Annotated in this window: 14 protein-coding genes; 11 read left to right on the top strand and 3 right to left on the bottom strand. The window is 34.0% G+C overall.

Annotation, left to right across the window (positions count from 1 at the left end):
- Positions 1–159 precede the first annotated feature (159 nt).
- The 3 genes from C8C87_RS09250 to C8C87_RS09260 all read left to right on the top strand — a co-directional run bounded on the left by C8C87_RS09250 (position 160) and on the right by C8C87_RS09260 (position 9,386).
- A complete protein-coding gene (locus tag C8C87_RS09250) occupies positions 160–1,842 on the top strand; it encodes a Na/Pi cotransporter family protein (RefSeq protein WP_121342402.1) in 1,683 nt (560 codons plus the stop codon).
- A gap of 168 nt (positions 1,843–2,010) precedes the next feature.
- The gene (locus C8C87_RS09255; RefSeq protein WP_121342403.1) at positions 2,011–6,987 is read left to right on the top strand and encodes a translocation/assembly module TamB domain-containing protein; all 4,977 of its coding nucleotides are present in this window, start codon (positions 2,011–2,013) and stop codon (positions 6,985–6,987) included.
- Positions 6,988–7,091: 104 nt separating this feature from the next.
- Complete coding sequence (locus C8C87_RS09260; protein WP_121342404.1) at positions 7,092–9,386, top strand: BamA/TamA family outer membrane protein; 2,295 nt, start codon at positions 7,092–7,094, stop codon at positions 9,384–9,386.
- Positions 9,387–9,458: 72 nt separating this feature from the next.
- Here the strand turns inward: C8C87_RS09260 and C8C87_RS09265 are convergent, their stop codons facing one another.
- Complete coding sequence (locus tag C8C87_RS09265) at positions 9,459–11,966, bottom strand: M14 family zinc carboxypeptidase (protein ID WP_099715008.1); 2,508 nt, start codon at positions 11,964–11,966, stop codon at positions 9,459–9,461.
- 238 nt (positions 11,967–12,204) lie between these two features.
- On the opposite strand from C8C87_RS09265, the gene C8C87_RS09270 reads away from it, so the two are divergent.
- On the top strand, positions 12,205–13,632 hold the full coding sequence (locus C8C87_RS09270; RefSeq protein ID WP_099715006.1) for an L-serine ammonia-lyase: 1,428 nt from the start codon (positions 12,205–12,207) through the stop codon (positions 13,630–13,632).
- 85 nt (positions 13,633–13,717) lie between these two features.
- Entirely contained in the window at positions 13,718–13,888 is a 171-nt protein-coding gene (locus C8C87_RS15850) for a hypothetical protein (protein WP_199074790.1), read from the top strand.
- Between the two features lie 91 nt (positions 13,889–13,979).
- Here C8C87_RS15850 and C8C87_RS09275 read toward each other — a convergent pair whose 3' ends face one another.
- The gene (locus C8C87_RS09275; RefSeq protein ID WP_099715004.1) at positions 13,980–14,411 is read right to left on the bottom strand and encodes a 3-methyl-2-oxobutanoate hydroxymethyltransferase; all 432 of its coding nucleotides are present in this window, start codon (positions 14,409–14,411) and stop codon (positions 13,980–13,982) included.
- Between the two features lie 101 nt (positions 14,412–14,512).
- Between C8C87_RS09275 and panB the strand changes: the two genes are divergently transcribed.
- The 3 genes from panB (at position 14,513) to C8C87_RS09290 (ending at position 16,523) form a co-directional block, all read left to right on the top strand.
- The gene (gene panB / locus C8C87_RS09280; protein WP_099715002.1) at positions 14,513–15,331 is read left to right on the top strand and encodes a 3-methyl-2-oxobutanoate hydroxymethyltransferase; all 819 of its coding nucleotides are present in this window, start codon (positions 14,513–14,515) and stop codon (positions 15,329–15,331) included.
- Positions 15,332–15,445: 114 nt separating this feature from the next.
- The gene (locus C8C87_RS09285; RefSeq protein ID WP_369869797.1) at positions 15,446–15,730 is read left to right on the top strand and encodes a four helix bundle protein; all 285 of its coding nucleotides are present in this window, start codon (positions 15,446–15,448) and stop codon (positions 15,728–15,730) included.
- 103 nt (positions 15,731–15,833) lie between these two features.
- Positions 15,834–16,523 carry an RluA family pseudouridine synthase gene (locus C8C87_RS09290; RefSeq protein ID WP_199716377.1) on the top strand — a complete coding sequence of 230 codons (690 nt, stop codon included), beginning with the start codon at positions 15,834–15,836 and terminating at the stop codon, positions 16,521–16,523.
- A 50-nt stretch (positions 16,524–16,573) separates the two neighbouring features.
- Here the strand turns inward: C8C87_RS09290 and C8C87_RS09295 are convergent, their stop codons facing one another.
- The gene (locus tag C8C87_RS09295; protein ID WP_121342406.1) at positions 16,574–16,990 is read right to left on the bottom strand and encodes a DUF4440 domain-containing protein; all 417 of its coding nucleotides are present in this window, start codon (positions 16,988–16,990) and stop codon (positions 16,574–16,576) included.
- A gap of 272 nt (positions 16,991–17,262) precedes the next feature.
- Here C8C87_RS09295 and C8C87_RS09300 point away from each other — a divergent pair, with 272 nt between their 5' ends.
- The 3 genes from C8C87_RS09300 to C8C87_RS09310 are packed head-to-tail and all read left to right on the top strand — an operon-like array spanning position 17,263 to position 20,134.
- Positions 17,263–18,591 carry an aldehyde dehydrogenase gene (locus tag C8C87_RS09300; RefSeq protein WP_121342407.1) on the top strand — a complete coding sequence of 443 codons (1,329 nt, stop codon included), beginning with the start codon at positions 17,263–17,265 and terminating at the stop codon, positions 18,589–18,591.
- Positions 18,582–19,319, top strand: a complete 738-nt coding sequence (locus C8C87_RS09305) for a nitroreductase family protein (protein ID WP_121342408.1) — start codon at positions 18,582–18,584, stop codon at positions 19,317–19,319. Before C8C87_RS09300 ends, C8C87_RS09305 begins: the two co-directional genes overlap by 10 nt.
- Before the next feature lie 32 nt (positions 19,320–19,351).
- Entirely contained in the window at positions 19,352–20,134 is a 783-nt protein-coding gene (locus C8C87_RS09310; RefSeq protein WP_233550023.1) for a hypothetical protein, read from the top strand.
- Positions 20,135–20,327: the final 193 nt, after the last annotated feature.

Genomic DNA, 20,327 nt, shown 5'->3' on the forward strand with positions numbered 1-20,327 from the left:
ATCATAATTTTAATCCTAAACTACAACCCTTAAAAAGTTGTAGTTTTTTTATTTAAAACCTAAAATTTTTACTTTTTTTCGAACCAAAACAAGCACAAATACCTCATTAAGAAAAGATTAAATCATTAATTTTAAGTATCTTTAGTTCTATTTTTAACTATGGAAACCCTCAATATAATATTAAAACTTTCCGCCGGCGTGGGACTGTTCCTTTTCGCCATGTATCTTGTGGAGGAATCCTTAAAAAATCTTTCCGGAAGAAATTTCAAACTGTTTCTGCAGCGAATCACAAAAAACAACATTGGTGCGGTGGCAGGCGGAACAATAGTAACTGGTATTCTACAGAGCAGTTCTATGGTTTCGTTGATGGTTTTGGCATTTGTGGGCGCCGGAGTTTTCACCATGAAAAATGCTATGGCCATTATTCTGGGAGCAAATCTGGGTACAACACTTGCCAGTTGGCTGGTGGCAACACTAGGTTTTAAAACCAATATAGAAGTGATTGCTTATCCGGCAGTTTGTTTAGGAGGTTTTCTCCTAATCCTCCTTGGAAATCGTAAAACCATAAAATATGTTTCCTATTTTCTTCTGGGATTTGGTTTAATGTTTATCGGGCTTTCGTTCATGAAAACGGCTATGGAAACGCAGGTTCACTATTTTGATTTTTCACAATATGCCTCGAAGCCATTAGTAATTTTTTTGATAATTGGTTTTTTGATTACGCTGGTTGTTCAATCTAGCTCCGTAACTATGGCGCTTACATTGAGCGCACTTAACGCAGGAGCAATAGGGTTTCCCATGGCAGCGGCAATCGTTCTGGGTAGTGAAACGGGCACCATCATTAAAATAGTATTGAGCGCTATTGGCGGAAATGCTTCCAAAAAACGAGTGGCATTGGGTAATTTATTATTTAATATTTTCATTACTGCCATTGCTTTTATATTGCTAAGACCTATTCTTTTACTGATAACCGATATTATAAAAATCAAAGATCCACTCATTGGGTTGGTTACTTTTTCGAGTTTAATAAATCTGTTGGCTATTGTATTATTTCTTCCTGTTTTGGATTTATTTACCTCATTTTTGGAACGTTTTTTCAAAAATACCGATGGTTCTACAGCAGCATTTATAAGCCATGCATCAATTGCAGAGCCTGAAACCGCTTTGGATTTATTCCGAAGAGAGACTCGATATTTCATCCATAACTCGATGCTTTTCAATTTGGAATTATTTAAAATCCAAACCCATGAACTTGACCAAGAAATTAATTACACGGAAATTAATGATAAAAGAAATTTTGATTCAAAAACTACTGAAGAAAAATATGAATTCCTAAAACAGTTGCAAGGCGAGTTACAGGCTTTCTATTTGAAATTAAGAGCCAAATTAAATAGTGATGAAAATTCAGAATTGAACCAATTGATTTCGGCAGTGCGAAGTTCCATGCATGCGGTAAAAAGTATAAAGGATATTGGAAGCAACATTACGAATCTCAGCCGTTCGTCAAAAGAGATTAAATATCAATTTTTCCTGCATCATAAAAAAGAAACTCAAGAACTCTACATGAAATTAAATACATTTTTGAATACGGATAAAAAGTCGGGTTTTGAAGAACTGAAAACTCAATTTGACACCATTCAAAAAAATTACACCTCAGCACTCAACACGTTTTATACTGAGGCGCAACTTGCACCTATTGAAGATATTGACATTACAACCGTAATAAACTTCAACAGAGAACTTTTTACCTCAAACAAGGCAATGTTAATGGCTGTAAAAGACATTTTATTAGATGAAAAACAAGCTCAAAATTTTAATGAAATTCCAATATATAAAACATAAAAAACGCATGATTAGCTTGTGATGCATTGTAGTAATTTTGCAACATTATTTTTGAATTTTATAATGTATTTCGTTTTCATTTTTTAATCTTTGTACGTAATCCCATTTGCAGACAAGATTGCAATTCTTATTTAAATTGGTTAATTTTAACCAAAAAATACACCTCATTTGAAAACATACGTAAAGAAAAGTTTAAAAATTTTCCTTTGGATAATAGGAATTATAATCCTGTTGTTCTTAATTCTTTTTGTTGCTATTCAAATTCCTTCAGTTCAGAATTATGCTAAAGATAAAGCAGTAACCTACCTCGAAGGAAAAATCAAAACCAAAGTTAGGGTTGATAGTCTTGAAGTTGAATTCCCCAAAAAAGTAATTCTTAAAGGTGTTTATTTTGAAGACCAAAAAAAAGACACTCTTTTTGCGGGAGAAAAGTTAGCTGCTGATATCAGTCTGTTTCAATTGATAAACAATAAAGTCGAAATCAATTCCTTAGAATTAGTGGGGATTTCGGCACATTTAAATAGAGATTCCAAAGCTGTTTTTAATTTTGATTACATCATAAAAGCATTTGCTTCGCCAGAGAAACAAAAGAGTGATTCGCCACCCATGCAGTTTTCTGTAGAAGAAATTAAGCTCGACCGCATCAAGTTTAAATATACTGATGCCGTCACAAAAAATGATCTTTACGCTAATCTAAAGCATTTTGAAACGAGAATTAAAACTTTCGATTTGAACGAAATGAACTTTGAAATTCCGAAAGCAAAAATCAATGGATTACAATTTAAATTAAAGCAAGGTTTGGTTCAAATATCCAATGCGACCAAAGCAGCAGCAATAAAAAACGAATCGGAATCCATCTTAAAATTAAAATTAGGCGAAATTGATTTAGCAAAAATTGATTTCGATTATGAAAGCGAGGAAACCAAGTTATCCACAAATTTTTATTTGAAAAAGCTACTTGCTAAAATTGACAAAATTGACCTTAACAATCAATTCGCAATTATAGAAAGTCTTGATTTAACTGGCGTAGAAGGCGCTTTGGCTTTTGATAGATTAGATGTAATCAAACCTAAAAGCGAAGCTACAAATACCGAATCTAACAATTGGGACGTCAAAATAAAGAAAACGGAATTCAAACGGGTAAGTTTCCGTTACGACAATAATAATGAGACTCCAGTTCAAAAAGGAATTGATTACAACCATTTGAATCTTAACAATCTAAACTTACAGGTAGATGAACTGAATTACAATTCCGAAAATATTTCCGGACTTGCCAATTCATTAACCGTTAAAGACAAAAGCGGTTTAAATATTCAATCCTTTAATGCGGAATTTTTCTATGGCAAAAAGAATGCTTTCCTTAAAAAATTATATTTAAAAACTCCGCAAACGGAACTGAAAGATGAAATTAGAATTGGCTATCCTTCCATTGAATCTTTAGCTAAAAATCCGGGAGAATTAGGTCTTATTGCCAATTTAAAAAAGAGCAAGTTGGGGATTAAAGATATTTTACTTTTTGCTCCAACTTTGAATAATACGAATCCATTTATGAGCAATCCCAATGCAATATTGCTTATCAATGGAACTGTAAAAGGAAAACTAAAAAACATTGAATTTCCAAGTATAGAAATCAGTGGCATTGGAACTACTAAAGTTGCGGCAAGCGGGAGAATCATAGGCTTACCAGATGTAAACAAAGCCTATTTTGATTTGAATATTAAAGACTTGCAATCCGGTTCGAAAGATTTTGTTGGCTTTTTGCCAAAAGGAACCATTCCAAATTCGATTCAGTTGCCGGCAAAATTCAGCGCCAAAGGAATTTTTAAGGGAACCATTGCTAATTTCAATACCAATATGAATATCGTAAGTAGTTTTGGAAATGCAAAAATCAAAGCTACATTTGACCAAAGCAGAAAAAATTACGAGAAATACGATGCCCAAACCGAACTTACTAATTTTGATTTAGGGAAATTTATCAAAAACGACTCCATTGGAAAAGTAACTTTAAAAGCCAATATAAAAGGAACAGGATTTGATCCAAAAACGGCAACTGCATCTTTAAACGGAACTGTTCTAAAAGCGTATTATAATAAATATACGTACCAAAATGTAGCTGTAAAAGGAAATATTCGCAACGGAAATTTCAATGCAACTGCTTTCGCAAAAGATCCTAATCTAACTTTTGATTTGGTAAGCAGCGGAAGTTTTAAAGACAAATATCCTACCGGAAAACTAAAACTGAATGTGGATATCGCTGATTTGGAAAAACTGAATCTACACGCTGGCCCATTAAAAATAAGAGGCGTTGTAGATGCTGATATTCAATCGGTGAATCTTGATTACCTCAACGGAACGGTACATGCGCACAACATTACCATAGTCAATGCCAAAGAAGAATTTGTAATTGATTCCATTAGCGCAGTGGCAACATCTACCTCAGAGAAAAATACATTCGTATTGAAATCACCGTTTTTGGATGTGGACGCCAACGGAAAATACAAGTTGTCAAAAATAGGGACTGCTTTATCAAATTCTATTGCAAAGTATTATGACAGCAAACCAAGTTCCAGAAAAACAGCTGTGGAAAAACAAGAATTTGTTTTTAAAATTGGCGTAAAAGACAGTCCAATTCTATTAAAACTAATTCCTGAATTGAAAAGTCTGGAATCTATTAATATACAAGGAAGATACAACTCTGTCAACGACTCTATTGTTTTGAATGGTACAATTCCGAAATTAATTTATGGCGAAAACACCATTACAAATGCTGTCCTTAAAGTAGATACCAAAGACAATTCGCTTGTTTACAGCTTTATTGTGGACGACATTCAAAACAAACAAATTCAATTGCCACACACCAGTATTTCAGGCAAAGTGCAAAACAATATTGTGGATTATACGGTGCAATTAAAAGATTCTAAAGACAAAGAAAGATACTTAATTGCAGGTACATTAAAAGCTGCGAACGGCAATAATGACATCAATCTTGATCCAAATAATTTATTGCTGAACTATGAATCTTGGAAAATAACGCAAGACAATTTAATTCGCTTTGGCAAAAAAGGAATCTATGCCGATAATTTCGAATTGAGTAAAGATGGAAGCAAAATCCTGATGCAATCACAGTCGCAGCAAGCAAATGCCCCAATCGCAATTGATTTCAAAGATTTTGACATAAAAACCATTACCAGTATCGTTGAAAAAGATGATTTGCAAATGAGCGGTAAAATCAATGGAAACGCATTGATTAAAAATATAAGTACTACTCCTCTTTTTACTTCAGACTTAAACATTGAAAATTTTACTTTCAAAAAAGATACAATTGGAAACATCAGTATCAAAGTGAATAATGCGATTGCTAACCAATATGACGCTGCAATTGCCATTACAGGTCAGGGAAATCAAGTCAATTTAGAAGGAAATTACAAAACGAGTGACAGCAGTTTTGACATGAATCTCGATATTGACAAATTGAATTTAAAAAGTATTCAGGGTTTCACTTTGGATAATATTACTGAAAGCACGGGATTCTTGACAGGGAATTTTAAAATAACAGGAAATACTACCCAACCCAAAGTAGTTGGCGAATTACAGTTCAATGAAATTGGTTTCAAAGTGAAGCAGCTTAATTCAAAATTCAAATCTTTAAACGATAAAATTGTTTTTACACCTAATGCTATTCTTTTTGACAATTTTATAATCAAGGATGAAAAGAACAATGATTTAGCCATCAACGGAAAGATTGACAGTGAAAATTTCAGCAATTTTGGTTTTGACTTAGCCATCGATGCTGATAATTTCAAAGCCGTCAATTCTAAAGCAAAAGACAATGATATGTATTATGGTGAATTGTACTTAGACAATCATTTGCAACTATCTGGAAATTTAGACAATCCTGTTGTTGAAGGAAACATCAAAATTAACAAAGACACTAAATTTACTATTGTTCTACCACAATCAGATCCGTCAATTGACGACAGAGAAGGAATTGTAGAATTCATTGACCAAGACAATCCAAAATTAGTCGAGACCATTGTTATGGATGAATTGGACAGTGAAATGGACATAAAAGGAATCAACGCTTCGGTAAATATTGAGATTGATAAAGATGCTGAATTATCGTTGGTTATTGATAAAGCAAACGGGGATTTCCTAAAATTAAAAGGAGAAGCGCAATTGAACGGCGGAATTGATCCATCCGGAAAAACAACTTTGACAGGAAGATATGAATTATCTGAAGGTAGTTATGAAATGAATTTTAACGCCATCAAAAGAAAATTTGATATCAAAAAAGGAAGTTATATCCTGTGGACTGGTGAACCTACAACGGCTGACATCAATATCACTGCGGTTTATAAAACTGAAGCTGCTCCAATTGATTTGATAAATGATCAATTAGGAGATGTTACTGCCGAAGTGAGAAACACCTACAAACAAAAAATTCCTTTTGAAACAGAACTAAAAATGAATGGTGAATTGATGAAGCCAAATATTTCTTTTGACATCATTCTACCCGATGGAAACAATAGCGTTTCAACAGAAATTATCAATGCGACACAAGCTAAATTGACGCAACTGCGTCAGCAACCGGATGAATTAAACAAACAGGTTTTTGCCTTACTACTGCTGAATCGTTTTATTGGAGAAAACCCTTTTGCCAGTGAAACCGGAGGCACGAGCGTTTCGTCACTAGCAAGAGAAAGTGCCAGTAAAATTTTGTCACAACAACTTAATAATTTGGCGGGGGATTTGATTGAAGGTGTAGAACTTAATTTCGATTTAAATACTTCTGATGATTATACAACCGGTCAACGAGAAAACAAAACCGATTTGAGCGTAGGAATTTCCAAGAAATTATTGAATGACCGATTGAAAGTTACGGTAGGAAGCAGTTTTGGAATTGAAGGTCCGCAACAAGTAAATCAAAATGCCAATAATATTGCAGGCGATGTATCGATTGATTATCAACTTTCAAAAGACGGTAGATATAAAATACGAGCGTACCGAATTAATAAATACCAAGTGGCGCTTCAAGGGGAAGTTGTAGAGACTGGAATTGCTTTTATCATCACTATGGATTACAATAAATTCAGTGAATTATTTCGCAAAAGTGAGGCAAAAAAAGCAAGGCGGAAAAATAAATAAAAGTTTTTGCACCATTAAGAAATTAAGAAAACAGACCAATTGATTTTCCTTAATGAAGCTTAATTCCTTAATGGTTTAATTTTTTTTTAATAAATAATAAATTGATGAACAAGAGCCATATACTATATTTTCTTTTTTTTGCATTGTTCGCTTCATCGTGTGGCAATACGAGATTTCTGCCCGAAGGAGAACTATTGTATACGGGTGCAAAAGTAACTGTGGAAGGAAAAGAAACCTCTAAGAAAGAAAAAAAAGCATTAAAAACGGCATTAAAAGAAGTAGTTAGACCAAAGCCTAATTCTTCGATTTTGGGATTAAGACCGAAACTATACATCTATAATCTGGCTGGGACGCCAAAGAAAGAAAAAGGATGGCGCTACTGGCTTAGAACCAAAGTGGGCGAAGCTCCTGTTTTATACAGTCAAGTAGATTTAGAATACAACAAAAGTGTTTTGCAAAACTTTGCCGAAAACAGTGGCTATTTCAATACAAGAACATCGGCAGATTCAACCCGACATGGTAAAAAAGCAACCGCAGAATACATTGTAAAACCCGGAAAACAATATAAAATTAAAGAAGTAAAATTCCCCACGGATTCTTCCATAATTTCGACTGCAGTTCGCAATACCAGACGAAGAAGTTTGTTAAAAAAAGAAGAAGGTTACAGTCTTGACGTCATCAAAGAAGAAAGAATTCGCATTGATGCCAGACTAAAAGAAAAAGGATTCTTCTATTTTAATCCTGATTATCTCAAAGTGCAAGTTGATACAACTGTTGCAGACCATCAGGTGGATCTTATTGTAAAAGTAAAAGACGAAGCTCCAAAACGAGCAGAGACACCATACAAAATCAATAAAATTATTGTTTATCCAAACTATTCCATTGGTTCTGACAGTGTAAAAAACAATATGGATTCTATCAAAAAATACAATGATTTAACTATTATTGATCCAGAGAATTTATTCAAGCCCCGTATTTTTGATAGGGCATTGTATTTCAAAAAAAATGATTTATACAACCGTACCGACCATAATTTATCCTTGAATCGATTAGTAAATCTGGGGACTTTTAAATTTGTAAAAAATCAATTCAGAGTTTCTGACACAACAGGAAATTATCTGGATGCGTATTATTATCTGACGCCATTACCAAAAAAATCAATCCGACTGGAATTATTAGCCAAAACAAACTCCGCTAATTATACCGGAACGGAACTCAATTTAAACTGGAGTAATCGAAATACGTTTAGAGGTGCTGAATTGCTTACCATCTCTGCTTTTGGTGGTGTTGAAGTACAAGTTTCAGGACAAAACAATGGATTTAATGTATACCGAATTGGAACCGAAGCAAATTTAGTTTGGCCACGATTAGTCGCGCCTTTTAAACTAAATTCTCCAAGTGGTTTTGTTCCAAAGACGAAGGCAACATTAGGATATGAATTCCAAAACAGAACCAAATTATATTCCCTGCAAACCTTCAAAGGTTCGTTTGGTTATTTATGGAAAGAAAATGAACGAAAAGAACATTTATTCAATGTTACTGAGATTACATACGCCAGTCCGGAAAACGTTACTGCTTTATACCAAGAACAAATTCTGAAAAATGAATCTTTAGGAAAAGTCATTGAAAAGCAATTGATTTTTGGGCCAACTTATTCCTATACCTACACCAATACACTTCAAAAAAGAAAGAAAAACACCTTTTACTACAAAGGGAGTATCGACTTAGCAGGAAACGTGGCAGGTTTAGTTTCAGGTGCAAATATTCGAAAAGGTGATACTATTAAATTATTTGATGTTCCGTTTAGTCAATTTGTCAAAATAGAAAATGATTTTAGACATTACTATAAATTAGGCCCAGATTCTCAAATAGCCAGCCGAATTATTGCAGGTGCTGGATTTGCTTACGGAAACTCCCGTGAAATGCCTTTTATCAAACAGTTTTTCATTGGTGGAACCAATAGTCTACGAGCCTTTAGAGCACGTTCCATTGGTCCGGGAAGTTTTGATGGCGCATCAACCAACACCAATACTTTTTTGCCCGATCAATCCGGTGATATAAAATTGGAATTTAATACCGAATACCGTGCTAAAATTTACGGATTGGTGAAAGGTGCTTTGTTCTTAGATGCTGGGAACATCTGGCTATTGAATGAAAATCCTGATAAACCAGGAGCCAAATTTTCAAAAAAATTCCTGAACGAAATAGCCGTTGGAGCCGGAGCCGGATTGCGTTTCGATTTCTCGTTTTTGATTCTTAGAACAGACCTCGCCTTCCCTATTCGGAAACCATATTTGCCTGATGGCGATCGTTGGGTTTTGGATCAAATCAACTTTGGAAGTGGCGCTTGGCGAAAAGAAAATTTAATTTTCAACTTGGCTATTGGCTACCCTTTTTAAAACAATACAATCTGGATAAAAAAAAGAGCACGATAATTATCGTGCTCTTTTTGTATGATAAATATTCAAATTTTAGTCCACCAAGAATAATGCATTACTGAACAATAAATTTCCGTTTTCCCAGAAACCTCTAAACAATGGATTATCAACCATATAAATTACTTCGCCATTTTCTTTCTTATCGACAGCAAAGCTTACTGTATTATTCAATTTCTTTTTGATTTCATTACCAACAAAACCGTAACTCTTATAATCTTTAGGCACGTAAACAACATTTGTTGCCTTTTTCAATAATGAATAATGTCTGTCATCCGTTTTTAAGCTGAAATATTTATCTCCTAAACCAAAAGACATTGGATGTGTTTTATTCAAAAGATTCTCAATGATAGCCCCAGGAATCGATTTAGAAATATACCTGCGTTCAGTATCTTGGAAATCTAAGAATCGTTCTTTTAATTCATTTTCAGAGTCTTCTTTTTCAGAGCTAAGTTTGTCTTCATCCGTAGCAAAAGGACTCAAAGCATATCCTTCTTTTCCTTCAAATAAACTAAGGGCACTATTCATGGCAATCACTTTTCCACCATTTTTAACCCATTCTGCAATTTGTTTCTGTTGTTCTTCAGAGAAATTGTAATAGCCATCAGGCAATATCAATGTGTTGTAATTGTATAATTTTATTCTTTTAAAATTATCCGCATCCACAACACTTACCGGATAACCCACCGTTTCTTCCAGATAATACCAAACAGAACCAAATTCAGTAGAACCAACTCCTTTGCCTGACAATAAAACAATTTTTGGAGCTTTTAATAAATTGAAATTTTCACCACCAACATCTTTAGAATTCGAAGAAAAACCAGTTAAGATGTAATTAAAATCTGTTTTTATTTTCACAAGATCAGTAATCGTTTTTTCAAAGTCAACAACATTAGGATTGTCAGTTTTCGTAACCAGTAAACCTCCCGGCTCAACAGTTGTATCCCCAAAAATCGCTTTTTTCATCGCTGATCGCACCTTGATATTATTTTGGTGCAACAAAGATAAAACCTGAGCTGAGATTCTGTTATTCCACGGAATATGAAATGCATATACATTTTTAGGAATCGTTTTTTCCAGCGCTTCAATTGACGCTTTTGTTTTAATGGCTAAACTATTTTTTACCGCATATCCTTCAACTCCATACGCCAAAGGCAATGCCCAAGAGGTAATGTCATACGATAAACTGTCATTTAGTTTTTGGTTCGGTTCAAAAAGCACTTGTGCAAAAACGGCTTTTTGTTGGTCTACTTTTACAATCAAATCATTCGGTTCAATCGTAAAACCTTTCTCTGACTTAGTGTTGTAATTGAATCCCGAAGCTTTTTGACTAGCATCGGCATAACTGAATTCTACATTATTTTTTTTCAACAAATCCGCCATTTGAATTAATTTCGGATTGTTTTTCATCACATACATTTTATAATTTCCCTTAACTGTTTTTCGAGAATTATTCATAAAACCTCTGAATCCTTTCAACAAAACATCCGCTTGTGATGCCGCCGATTCCACAACCGTTAAAACAGCCGTTGCGTGATGCGTCAATCGGTCTTTAATAGTCAAATTGATTCCGTTACTCATCACAACTTCTCTTCCTGCTCCTATTCCTCCTTGCTCCAATGTCATTCCTACTGCTCCGTTATAAGTAGGATATGTATCACCATAACTTGGATAAAACAAATCAAAACGTTCCCCGGTATTGTACATCCAGTTTTGAGCATCGAATTTCTTAGAAATGTTTTTCCCTAAAGTGTAATGAAAATCTTTTTGATACTTTTCAATGTATTCGTGCAAAGGTTCTGCTGATGGGGGAAAGAAATACGGAGAATTATATCCCATTTCGTGCACATCAGTATGAACTTGAGGCATCCATTGGTTGTATAATGCAATACGCTGTTGGGTTTCCGGTTGTGTTTGCCACGCCCAGTCTCTATTTAAATCAAAAATATAATGGTTGTATCTACCACCTGGCCAAACTTCCATGTGTTCTCTGTCTGACAATTCAGGATGCGTTTTTTTACCTGAAATCTCTCTTAACCAATTTCCGTATCTGGAATATCCATCAGGATTAATGCATGGATCAAGGATTACAATCGTATTCTCTAGCCACTTTTTAGTTTCTGCATTCGAAGGATTTACTAATTCATAAGCCACTGTCATCGCGCTTTCGGTTCCTGCAAATTCATTTCCGTGAACATTAAAACTCAACCATACAATTAACTTATCGCCAATCATTTGAGATTTATTCTCGGATAAACCAATGGCGGCTAAATTGTTATTTCGAATTTGTTCTAAATTAGCCAAGTTATCCGGACTGGAAATAAAATACACATTCAAATCCCTTTGTTCCGGTGTTACACCATATTTCTGATGTTTGATAAAAGTGGACTTTTCCGTAAGATGCTTGAAATAATTTTCAGCCTGATGATAATAGGTAATTTGTTTTCCGTAATTGGGTAAAAATTGAGAAGGACTTTGCACTTGCGAATGAACACTTAGCACCAAAGTTAGCATTAGATAAAAAGAAAAAACGGTCTTTTTCATATTTTTTTGGGTTAGTTATGCTTCAAAAATAGCCATTTAACAAGTATTGCACAAGCTAAATTTCGGATTAGTGAAATATTGATTTTACTAATCCTCAAGTTTTTATTAATTCATTTTTTCTTGAAGAATAATAACAATACGGCAATATTCATTATTAAATAAACAATATTATTCTATTTTAGATTAGTATCATTGCTACATTCTATTATATTTGCAGACAACAAAATTCACACTACAGATGGAAGAATGTATCTCAGTTTTTGACATGCTAAAAATTGGTGTAGGACCTTCGAGTTCGCACACACTTGGACCTTGGAGAGCTGCAGAACGCTTTCTTAGTGAATTGAGAAACGAAAATTTACTTCATACTGTAAACCGGGTAAAAATAGATTTATACGGCTCCCTTTCGTTAACCGGAAAAGGACACGCCACGGATTTAGCCGTAATGCTGGGTTTAAGCGGGCAAGATCCGGAATACATTCCAGTGGAAAATATTGATGCAATCATTAAATCCATTGAATCCAAAAACGAAATCAATTTAGGAAACGAAAAACCAATTCCTTTTTATTTCCTCCAAGACATCGTTTTCAATAAAAACTTCCTTCCTTTTCATGCCAATGGAATGACTTTTACAGCTTATATGACGGATGATAGCGAATACGTTTCTACCTTTTATTCTATTGGTGGCGGATTTGTGGTCAAAGAAGAACGCATCAACGCCAAAAAGAAAATCCAGATAAAATGTGCTTTTCCGTATCCTATTGACAAAGCATCCGAACTATTGGATTATTGCAAAAAAGAAAACAAATCCATATCGGAAATCGTTTATGAAAACGAAAAATCGATGCGTACCGAAGCTGTTATCGATCATGAATTGATGCGCATTTGGAAAACGATGCTCGAATGCATGTACATTGGTTGCCATTCTGAAGGGATTCTTCCAGGCGGATTAAATGTGCGTCGCCGTGCTTTTGATATGCACCAAAACCTCATCGGTCTAGCCAATTATGATTCGCCTCAAAGCTGGCTCGAAGAAATTAGAAAAACAGAAGTGAAATTTCGCCAAATCCTGAAATGGGTTTCTTGTTTTGCCCTTGCGGTAAATGAAGTAAACGCTGCTTTAGGGCGCGTGGTTACTGCTCCAACGAATGGAAGTGCAGGCGTTATCCCAGCTGTTTTGATGTATTATTTAGTGATTGAAAACCACAATGCTGGAGAAAAAGAAATCAAACAATTCCTGATGGTTGCCGGAGAAATAGGCAGTATTTTCAAGAAAGGCTCTACAATATCCGCAGCAATGGGTGGTTGTCAAGCCGAAATTGGTGTTTCTTCCTCGATGGCCGCAGCCGCTTTATGCGAATTGATGGGCGGAACTCCTGAACAGGTTTTAATGGCTGCCGAAATTGCCATGGAACATCATTTGGGATTGACTTGTGATCCTATTGGCGGTTTGGTTCAGATTCCGTGTATCGAAAGAAATACAATGGGTGCCATAAAAGCCATTAATGCTGCTGAACTAGCTTTAGAAACCGACCCAAAAAACGCAAAAGTACCTTTGGATAAAGTGGTAGACACAATGTGGCAAACTGCCAAAGATATGAATAATAAGTACAAAGAAACTTCTGAAGGTGGATTAGCCATTGCCGTAAATCTGGCAGATTGTTAAATTTAATAATACAAATTTAAAACACTGATAATCTATAATTCAACTATTTACAGTATATTTAATACCTATTCTTAAACCGGAAATAATGGAAATTAATTGGATAATAGTCAGCATTGTAATCATTTGTGTGCTTATTTTGATTGTATTTCTTATTAGAAAAAATCAAAAAGAAAAAAAGAAATACACTCATTTCTTGAACAATGATTACAAAAAAGCAAAGGAAGAAGAATCAGACTTGAATGACGACACGTATTGATTTATATTGTTAAACTCTTTTGAAAATCCACAGAAATCATTTCACTTTTCATGAAACAAAATTCATTATTTCATGAAAAGTGAAACCAAAACTACTTTCTTCGGGTATCAATAAGATGAACGATTTTCCAAATGTTATCTTTTTTGAAAAGCGTAAAAGCATTCACCCCTTTATGACTTAATTTACCATTCATATAAAACTCATAAGGCGTCCAAGCGTGTGCCATAACGCCATCCACTTGAATGGAATAACTCATAATTTTTTCCTGAAACTTTAATTCAGCAGGAATAGAAGCTATCGATTTAAAAAATACTTGTGGCTTTTCATTGGATAATTTGGTGCCTTTAGCATTCTCGCTAATAGATTGTAAAATCATTGTATCCTCACAAAGAGCCTGTAATTTCAGAGTATCTTTGGCATGAAAAGCCTCGAAAAAAGTATCAACCACTTTTTGAATTTCTTGATTTTGAGCCTGAGAATTTGCCGAGATGAACAATACTATCAATACTACTATTTTACGCATAATTACTTTTTTAATAAATTGGTATTACAAATAACATTACTGTTACATTTTTGAGTTAAAAATATACATTTTATTACCTTTACAATCTTAAAACAACAAATATGTCTGTCGCAAAAAAAGATTATAAAAGGATTACTACAAAATCACTGATTGAGATGAAAGCTAATGGAGAGAAAATTTCCATGCTTACAGCATACGATTATACCATGGCAAAGATCGTTGATACTGCCGGAATTGATGTCATTTTAGTGGGTGACTCTGCATCGAATGTAATGGCCGGTCACGAAACGACTTTGCCAATTACTTTGGACCAAATGATTTATCACGCGTCATCTGTGGTGAGAGCTATAGAAAGAGCATTGGTTGTCGTGGATTTACCTTTTGGAAGTTACCAATCAGATCCTAAAGAAGCATTGCGTTCTGCCATCAGAATTATGAAAGAAAGTGGTGGTCATGCCGTAAAACTGGAAGGTGGTAAAGAAATTAAAGATTCAATCAAGAAAATATTAAACGCAGGAATTCCAGTGATGGGACATTTGGGTTTAACACCACAATCTATTTATAAATTTGGAACCTATACAGTTCGTGCCAAAGAAGAGGAAGAAGCAGATAAACTTATTGAAGATGCTAAATTATTGGAAAGATTAGGTTGTTTCGGATTAGTGTTAGAAAAAATTCCTGCTCATTTAGCCGAGAAAGTTGCCCAAAGTATTTCTATTCCAGTAATTGGGATTGGTGCAGGTGGCGGAGTTGACGGACAAGTTTTGGTGATTCACGACATGTTAGGAATGAACAATGAATTTAGCCCGCGTTTCTTAAGAAGATACATGAATTTATACGAAGGAATGACAACTGCCATCGGTCAATATGTTGCCGATGTGAAATCAAGTGATTTTCCTAATTCAAGCGAGCAATATTAAAATTAGACTTCTTAGATTATTGGATTGTTAGACTAAAAAAAGTAGAAATGCATCGATTTAAGGATTTAGAGATTTGGAAAAAAAGTAGATTTTTTTTGTTCTAAAATTTATAAAGTGACTTTGTCTTTTCCTAACGATGAAAAATTTGGGCTAACAAATCAATTAAGAAGAGCTGCTGTTTCTATTCCGTCTAATATTGCTGAAGGATCATTAAGACAATCTAATAAGGACTTTGCACGATTTTTAGAAATTGCCATCGGTTCAGCTTATGAAGTTGAAACACAAATTCTTATTTCATCCGATTTAGGTTTTATCACTCCCGAAGATTTAATAGAATTATCAAATATGCTAAACGAAATTATTAAAATGACATCAAGATTTAGAGCAACTTTATTATAGACTTTCTTAGATTTTCAGACTGCAAGACTTGTTTAAGAATCTAACTATCTAAAAAGTCTAACTTGTCTAAAAATCTAAGAAGTCTAAAAATCTAAAAATCCAAATGAAAATAGTTTCGAATAAAAACAACCTTCAAGTGCTACACGAAGACAATCACCTTATTGTGGTAAACAAACGTGCAGGCGATATTGTACAAGGCGATAAAACCGGTGATAAACCATTATCTGATGTGGTGAAAGAATACATCAAAGATAAGTACAACAAACCCGGAGAAGTATTTCTGGGTGTGGTACATCGTTTGGATAGACCGACAACTGGAATAGTCGTTTTTGCCCGAACCAGTAAAGCGTTGACGAGAATGAATGAGTTGTTCAGCAACCGTGAAACTCAAAAAACGTATTGGTGTATTGTCAAAAATAAACCTTCAAAGCCTGAGGATAAATTGGTTCATTTTATAAAAAGAAACGAGAAGAACAACACTTCAAAAGCACATTTAAAAGAAGTTCCCGAAAGTAAACTTGCCAGTTTAGATTATAAAATCATTCAGGAACTCAACAATTATTTTGCTCTGGAAATTAATCTTCACACGGGAAGACACCATCAAATTCGGGCTCAACTTTCGGCTATTGGATCACCCATTAAAGGAGATTTAAAATATGGTTTTGACCGAAGCAATCCCGATGGAGGAATTCATTTACATGCCCGAAAATTAGTTTTTGTACATCCTGTTACTAAAGAAAATATAGAAATCATCGCACCAACACCTGATGATGTGATTTGGAATGCTATTTAGAAAACTAATTTCATCTAAAACTGTTGTTACATCTCTCACTATATAAAAACCTAACTAGAATGGTCTACTACGATTTTCCAGCCTTCTTTAATTTTTTTGACTATTAAAGTAAAAAATCCTTTTTGTTCCCCTTTTTCCATTTGCAAATTCCAACCTCCTAAAACAAAAGCATGTTTTTTATCAATCATTTTAATTTGTATGATATCAAAAGTTAAGTTACCCATAGCGGCTTTGTCAGGATAGACTTGCTGATAGACTTGTAAGTTTTTTTCCCAGCCGTAAAATGGTCCTGTTTTTCCAACAAATAGTAAAGAATCGGATTTTAAATAACCTTGCATATATCCAATCATATCCCCATTATTCCAATCTAAACGTTGCTTTTCTAGGACTGCTTTAATTTCTTTCTCTTGAGCAATTGATAAATAACTACAAAAAAAGAGCATTATTGATAAAATATTTTTTTTCATTTTTTACGATTTGTATTAACTTTAATTTTATTAGAGATAACCTTCATCCCTTTTCATCAATCAAATATATTCAAAACATCGCGTTCATTCCCACTTAATTTTATGAAACATTGTAATATAAAAATACTTGAACTGCTTTTTATTCTTTTTTATATTTTACCTTAAAAAAAATGTAGCATTAACTAATTATTCCTGTTTTTTTTTGTTTTTTTATTTCGGATATAGAGTGGGTTTAAAATAATATTTATGTAATTTTAAATTAAAATCATCCAATGAAGTATCATACAGAAGTTGCTTTCCGAAAAGAGTCCCTTAAAAAATTATTGCACAACATTATAGAAAATGAAGAGGCGATAATCAAGGCTTTGTATGATGATTTTAAGAAACCTGCATTTGAAGCTGTTTTAACAGAAACTAATTATGTGATTAGTGACTTGAAGGAAACCATAAAAAATATCGATTCTTGGGCAAAACCGAAGAAAGTTTTTGCTTCTCTTTTAAATTTCCCATCATCAGATTTTATTTATAGTGAACCATACGGGAATGTATTGATTCTTTCTCCTTGGAATTATCCGTTTCAATTGGCTTTGTGCCCGCTTGTTGCGGCTGTTGCCGCAGGGAATAAAGTAACTTTAAAACCTTCTGAACTAACCCCGAATACTTCGAATATCATTTCCAAAATTATCACTGAAACGTTTGCTGTAAAAGATGTTGTGGTTGTCACGGGAGATGCCACAATTGCACAGGAATTATTAAATCAACACTGGGACTATATTTTTTTCACGGGAAGTGTTGCTGTTGGAAAAATAGTGGCAAAAGCTGCTGCCGAAAACTTAACGCCCGTTACCCTGGAATTAGGCGGAAAAAGTCCTTGCATCGTTGACGAAACCGCTAATTTAGAATTAAGCGCGCGACGCATTGTATGGGGGAAAATCATAAACGCCGGACAAACCTGTGTTGCACCCGATTATATTTTGGTACACCATAAAATGAAGGCTACTTTCGTAAAATTATTAATTCAAGAAATTCAAAAAGCACTTGGAACAAACCCGGAAGAATCATCTGATTTTGCGAGAATTATCAATTTTAAAAATTGGGAACGTCAATTACGTTTATTGGAAAATCAAGAAATACTTTTTGGAGGACAATCTAACAAAGAGACATTATACCTTGCTCCTACTTTACTTGACGAGCCAAAAATGGATAGTTTAGTAATGACAGAAGAAATTTTTGGCCCAATACTTCCGATACTTTCTTATGAATCAAAAGCTGATATTGAAAAAATAATTTCGAGCTTCGAAAAACCATTATCACTGTATTTATTTTCCCAAAACAAATCCTTTATCGATGAAGTGTTGCAAAAATATTCTTTTGGTGGCGGTTGCATCAATGATACGGTAATTCATTTGGCTAACAATCGCCTGCCTTTTGGCGGTGTTGGAAATTCCGGAATGGGAGCGTATCATGGAAAATTAAGTTTTGATATTTTTTCCCATAAAAAAGCAATTGTAAAAAAAGGGACTTGGCTCGATTTACCGATGCGTTATGCGCCCTATAAAGACAAATTAAAAACCATTCAAAAAATATTAAAATGGTTGTAACCAATGAAAAATCAGTAAGTGAGGCCATAAAATACAGGCGATCCGTTCGGGTTTTTAAAAACGAAGCTATTGATGAACAAAAAGTAAAAGAATGCATTCAATTAGCGACTTTGGCACCCACGAGCAGTAATATGCAACTTTGGGAATTCTACCATATTGTTTCGCCAGAAATAATACAAGAAATAGCAAAAGCCAGTTTTGATCAGAATGCTGCAAAAACAGCACAACAAATAGTGGTTGTTCTGGCGAGGAAAGATTTATGGCGCAAAAGAGTACATTCGAATATTACTCATTTAAAAATTCAATATGGTAATAAGCCTGAAGCAGATTATTCGAAAAGAGAAAAATTTGCTTTTAATTATTATCAAAAAATTATTCCGACCCTTTATTTTGATTTTTTAGGAATTATCGGCATGATAAAATTTCTTATTTTTCAAGTTATTGGAATCTTCAAACCCATCTACAGACAAGCCAGACAAAGCGACATGCGTATTGTAGCACAAAAAAGTGCGGGACTTGCTGCACAGAATTTTATGATAAGCATGGCAGCCATAAATTATGATACGTGTCCAATGGAAGGTTTTGATTCGCTGAGAATTAAAAAAATATTACATTTACCGGCTCGTTCAGAAATAAACATGATTTTAGGCTGTGGAATAAGAGAAGAACAAGGCGTTTACGGGGAACGATTTAGAGTTCCTTTTGAAGAAGTCTATTTTAAAATATAAAAAACTAACAAACCAAATAATACCAAAACCAAATGATTAAAACTACACAAGACCGTATTGAGGAAATAAAAAAGAATGGATACACCTTAGATTTTGGAAATGTTTTCAACCATGCATTCGAAAATTATAAAAAAATTGCAGTGTATGGCGGTTTAATATTTTTTGTTTTTGCAATAGTCATGAGTCTTTTAGCTCTTGTTGTACTCTTCTCCATTTTTGACGCAGAAACGGTTTTAGAAAAATTAAAACCAGAAAATTTACAGCCTGAAAATTTAAGTTTAGACTCCATGTTAATTTTCTCAGGAGTCTCTCTTTTAATAACGTGTTTGCTTAGCCCATTTTCTGCTGGTTTAATAAAAATGGCATATTGTGCCGAAAGAGACGATGAATTTCATGTATCAACAATGTTTGAGTATTACAAAGCACCTTATTTCAAGGAACTGTTTATAGCAACATTTTTGATTACTATCGTTAACTCCATACTATCAGGTATTCTAAATTATATACAAATACCAGTTCTTGAAGTTGTTTTTTCAGTAACGATTGCCTTGTTTACCATCTTAATGATTCCACTAATCATTTTTGGAAAGCTGAAAGCTGTTGAAGCAATCCAAGCCAGTATTGTAATTGTTTCTAAACAACCTTTAGTAATATTGGGACTACTTGTCATTGGAGTTATAGCATCTTTGGTAGGATTTATAGGATGTTGCATCGGAATCGTTTTTACAATCCCATTTATGTACTCATTGTATTATGCCCTTTACAGCGAAATAATTGGGTTTAATCCTGAAACTGAAGTTGAAAATAGAAACTAAAAACATTTTTTATAGCTAAAAACCAAAATTTAATTTTACTGAATTTTGGTTTTTATTTGAAATTAATCCTTACATTGAAATCAATATCAAGGTAGAACCCCAAATCTAGTCATTCAAATCTAATCAAAATACTTCTATGGTGTTATACTGTAGCCTATTGACTATTTACAACTCAAAATTAGTTTTATTTTGG

Source organism: Flavobacterium sp. 120 (assembly GCF_003633605.1).
Lineage (GTDB): Bacteria > Bacteroidota > Bacteroidia > Flavobacteriales > Flavobacteriaceae > Flavobacterium > Flavobacterium algoritolerans.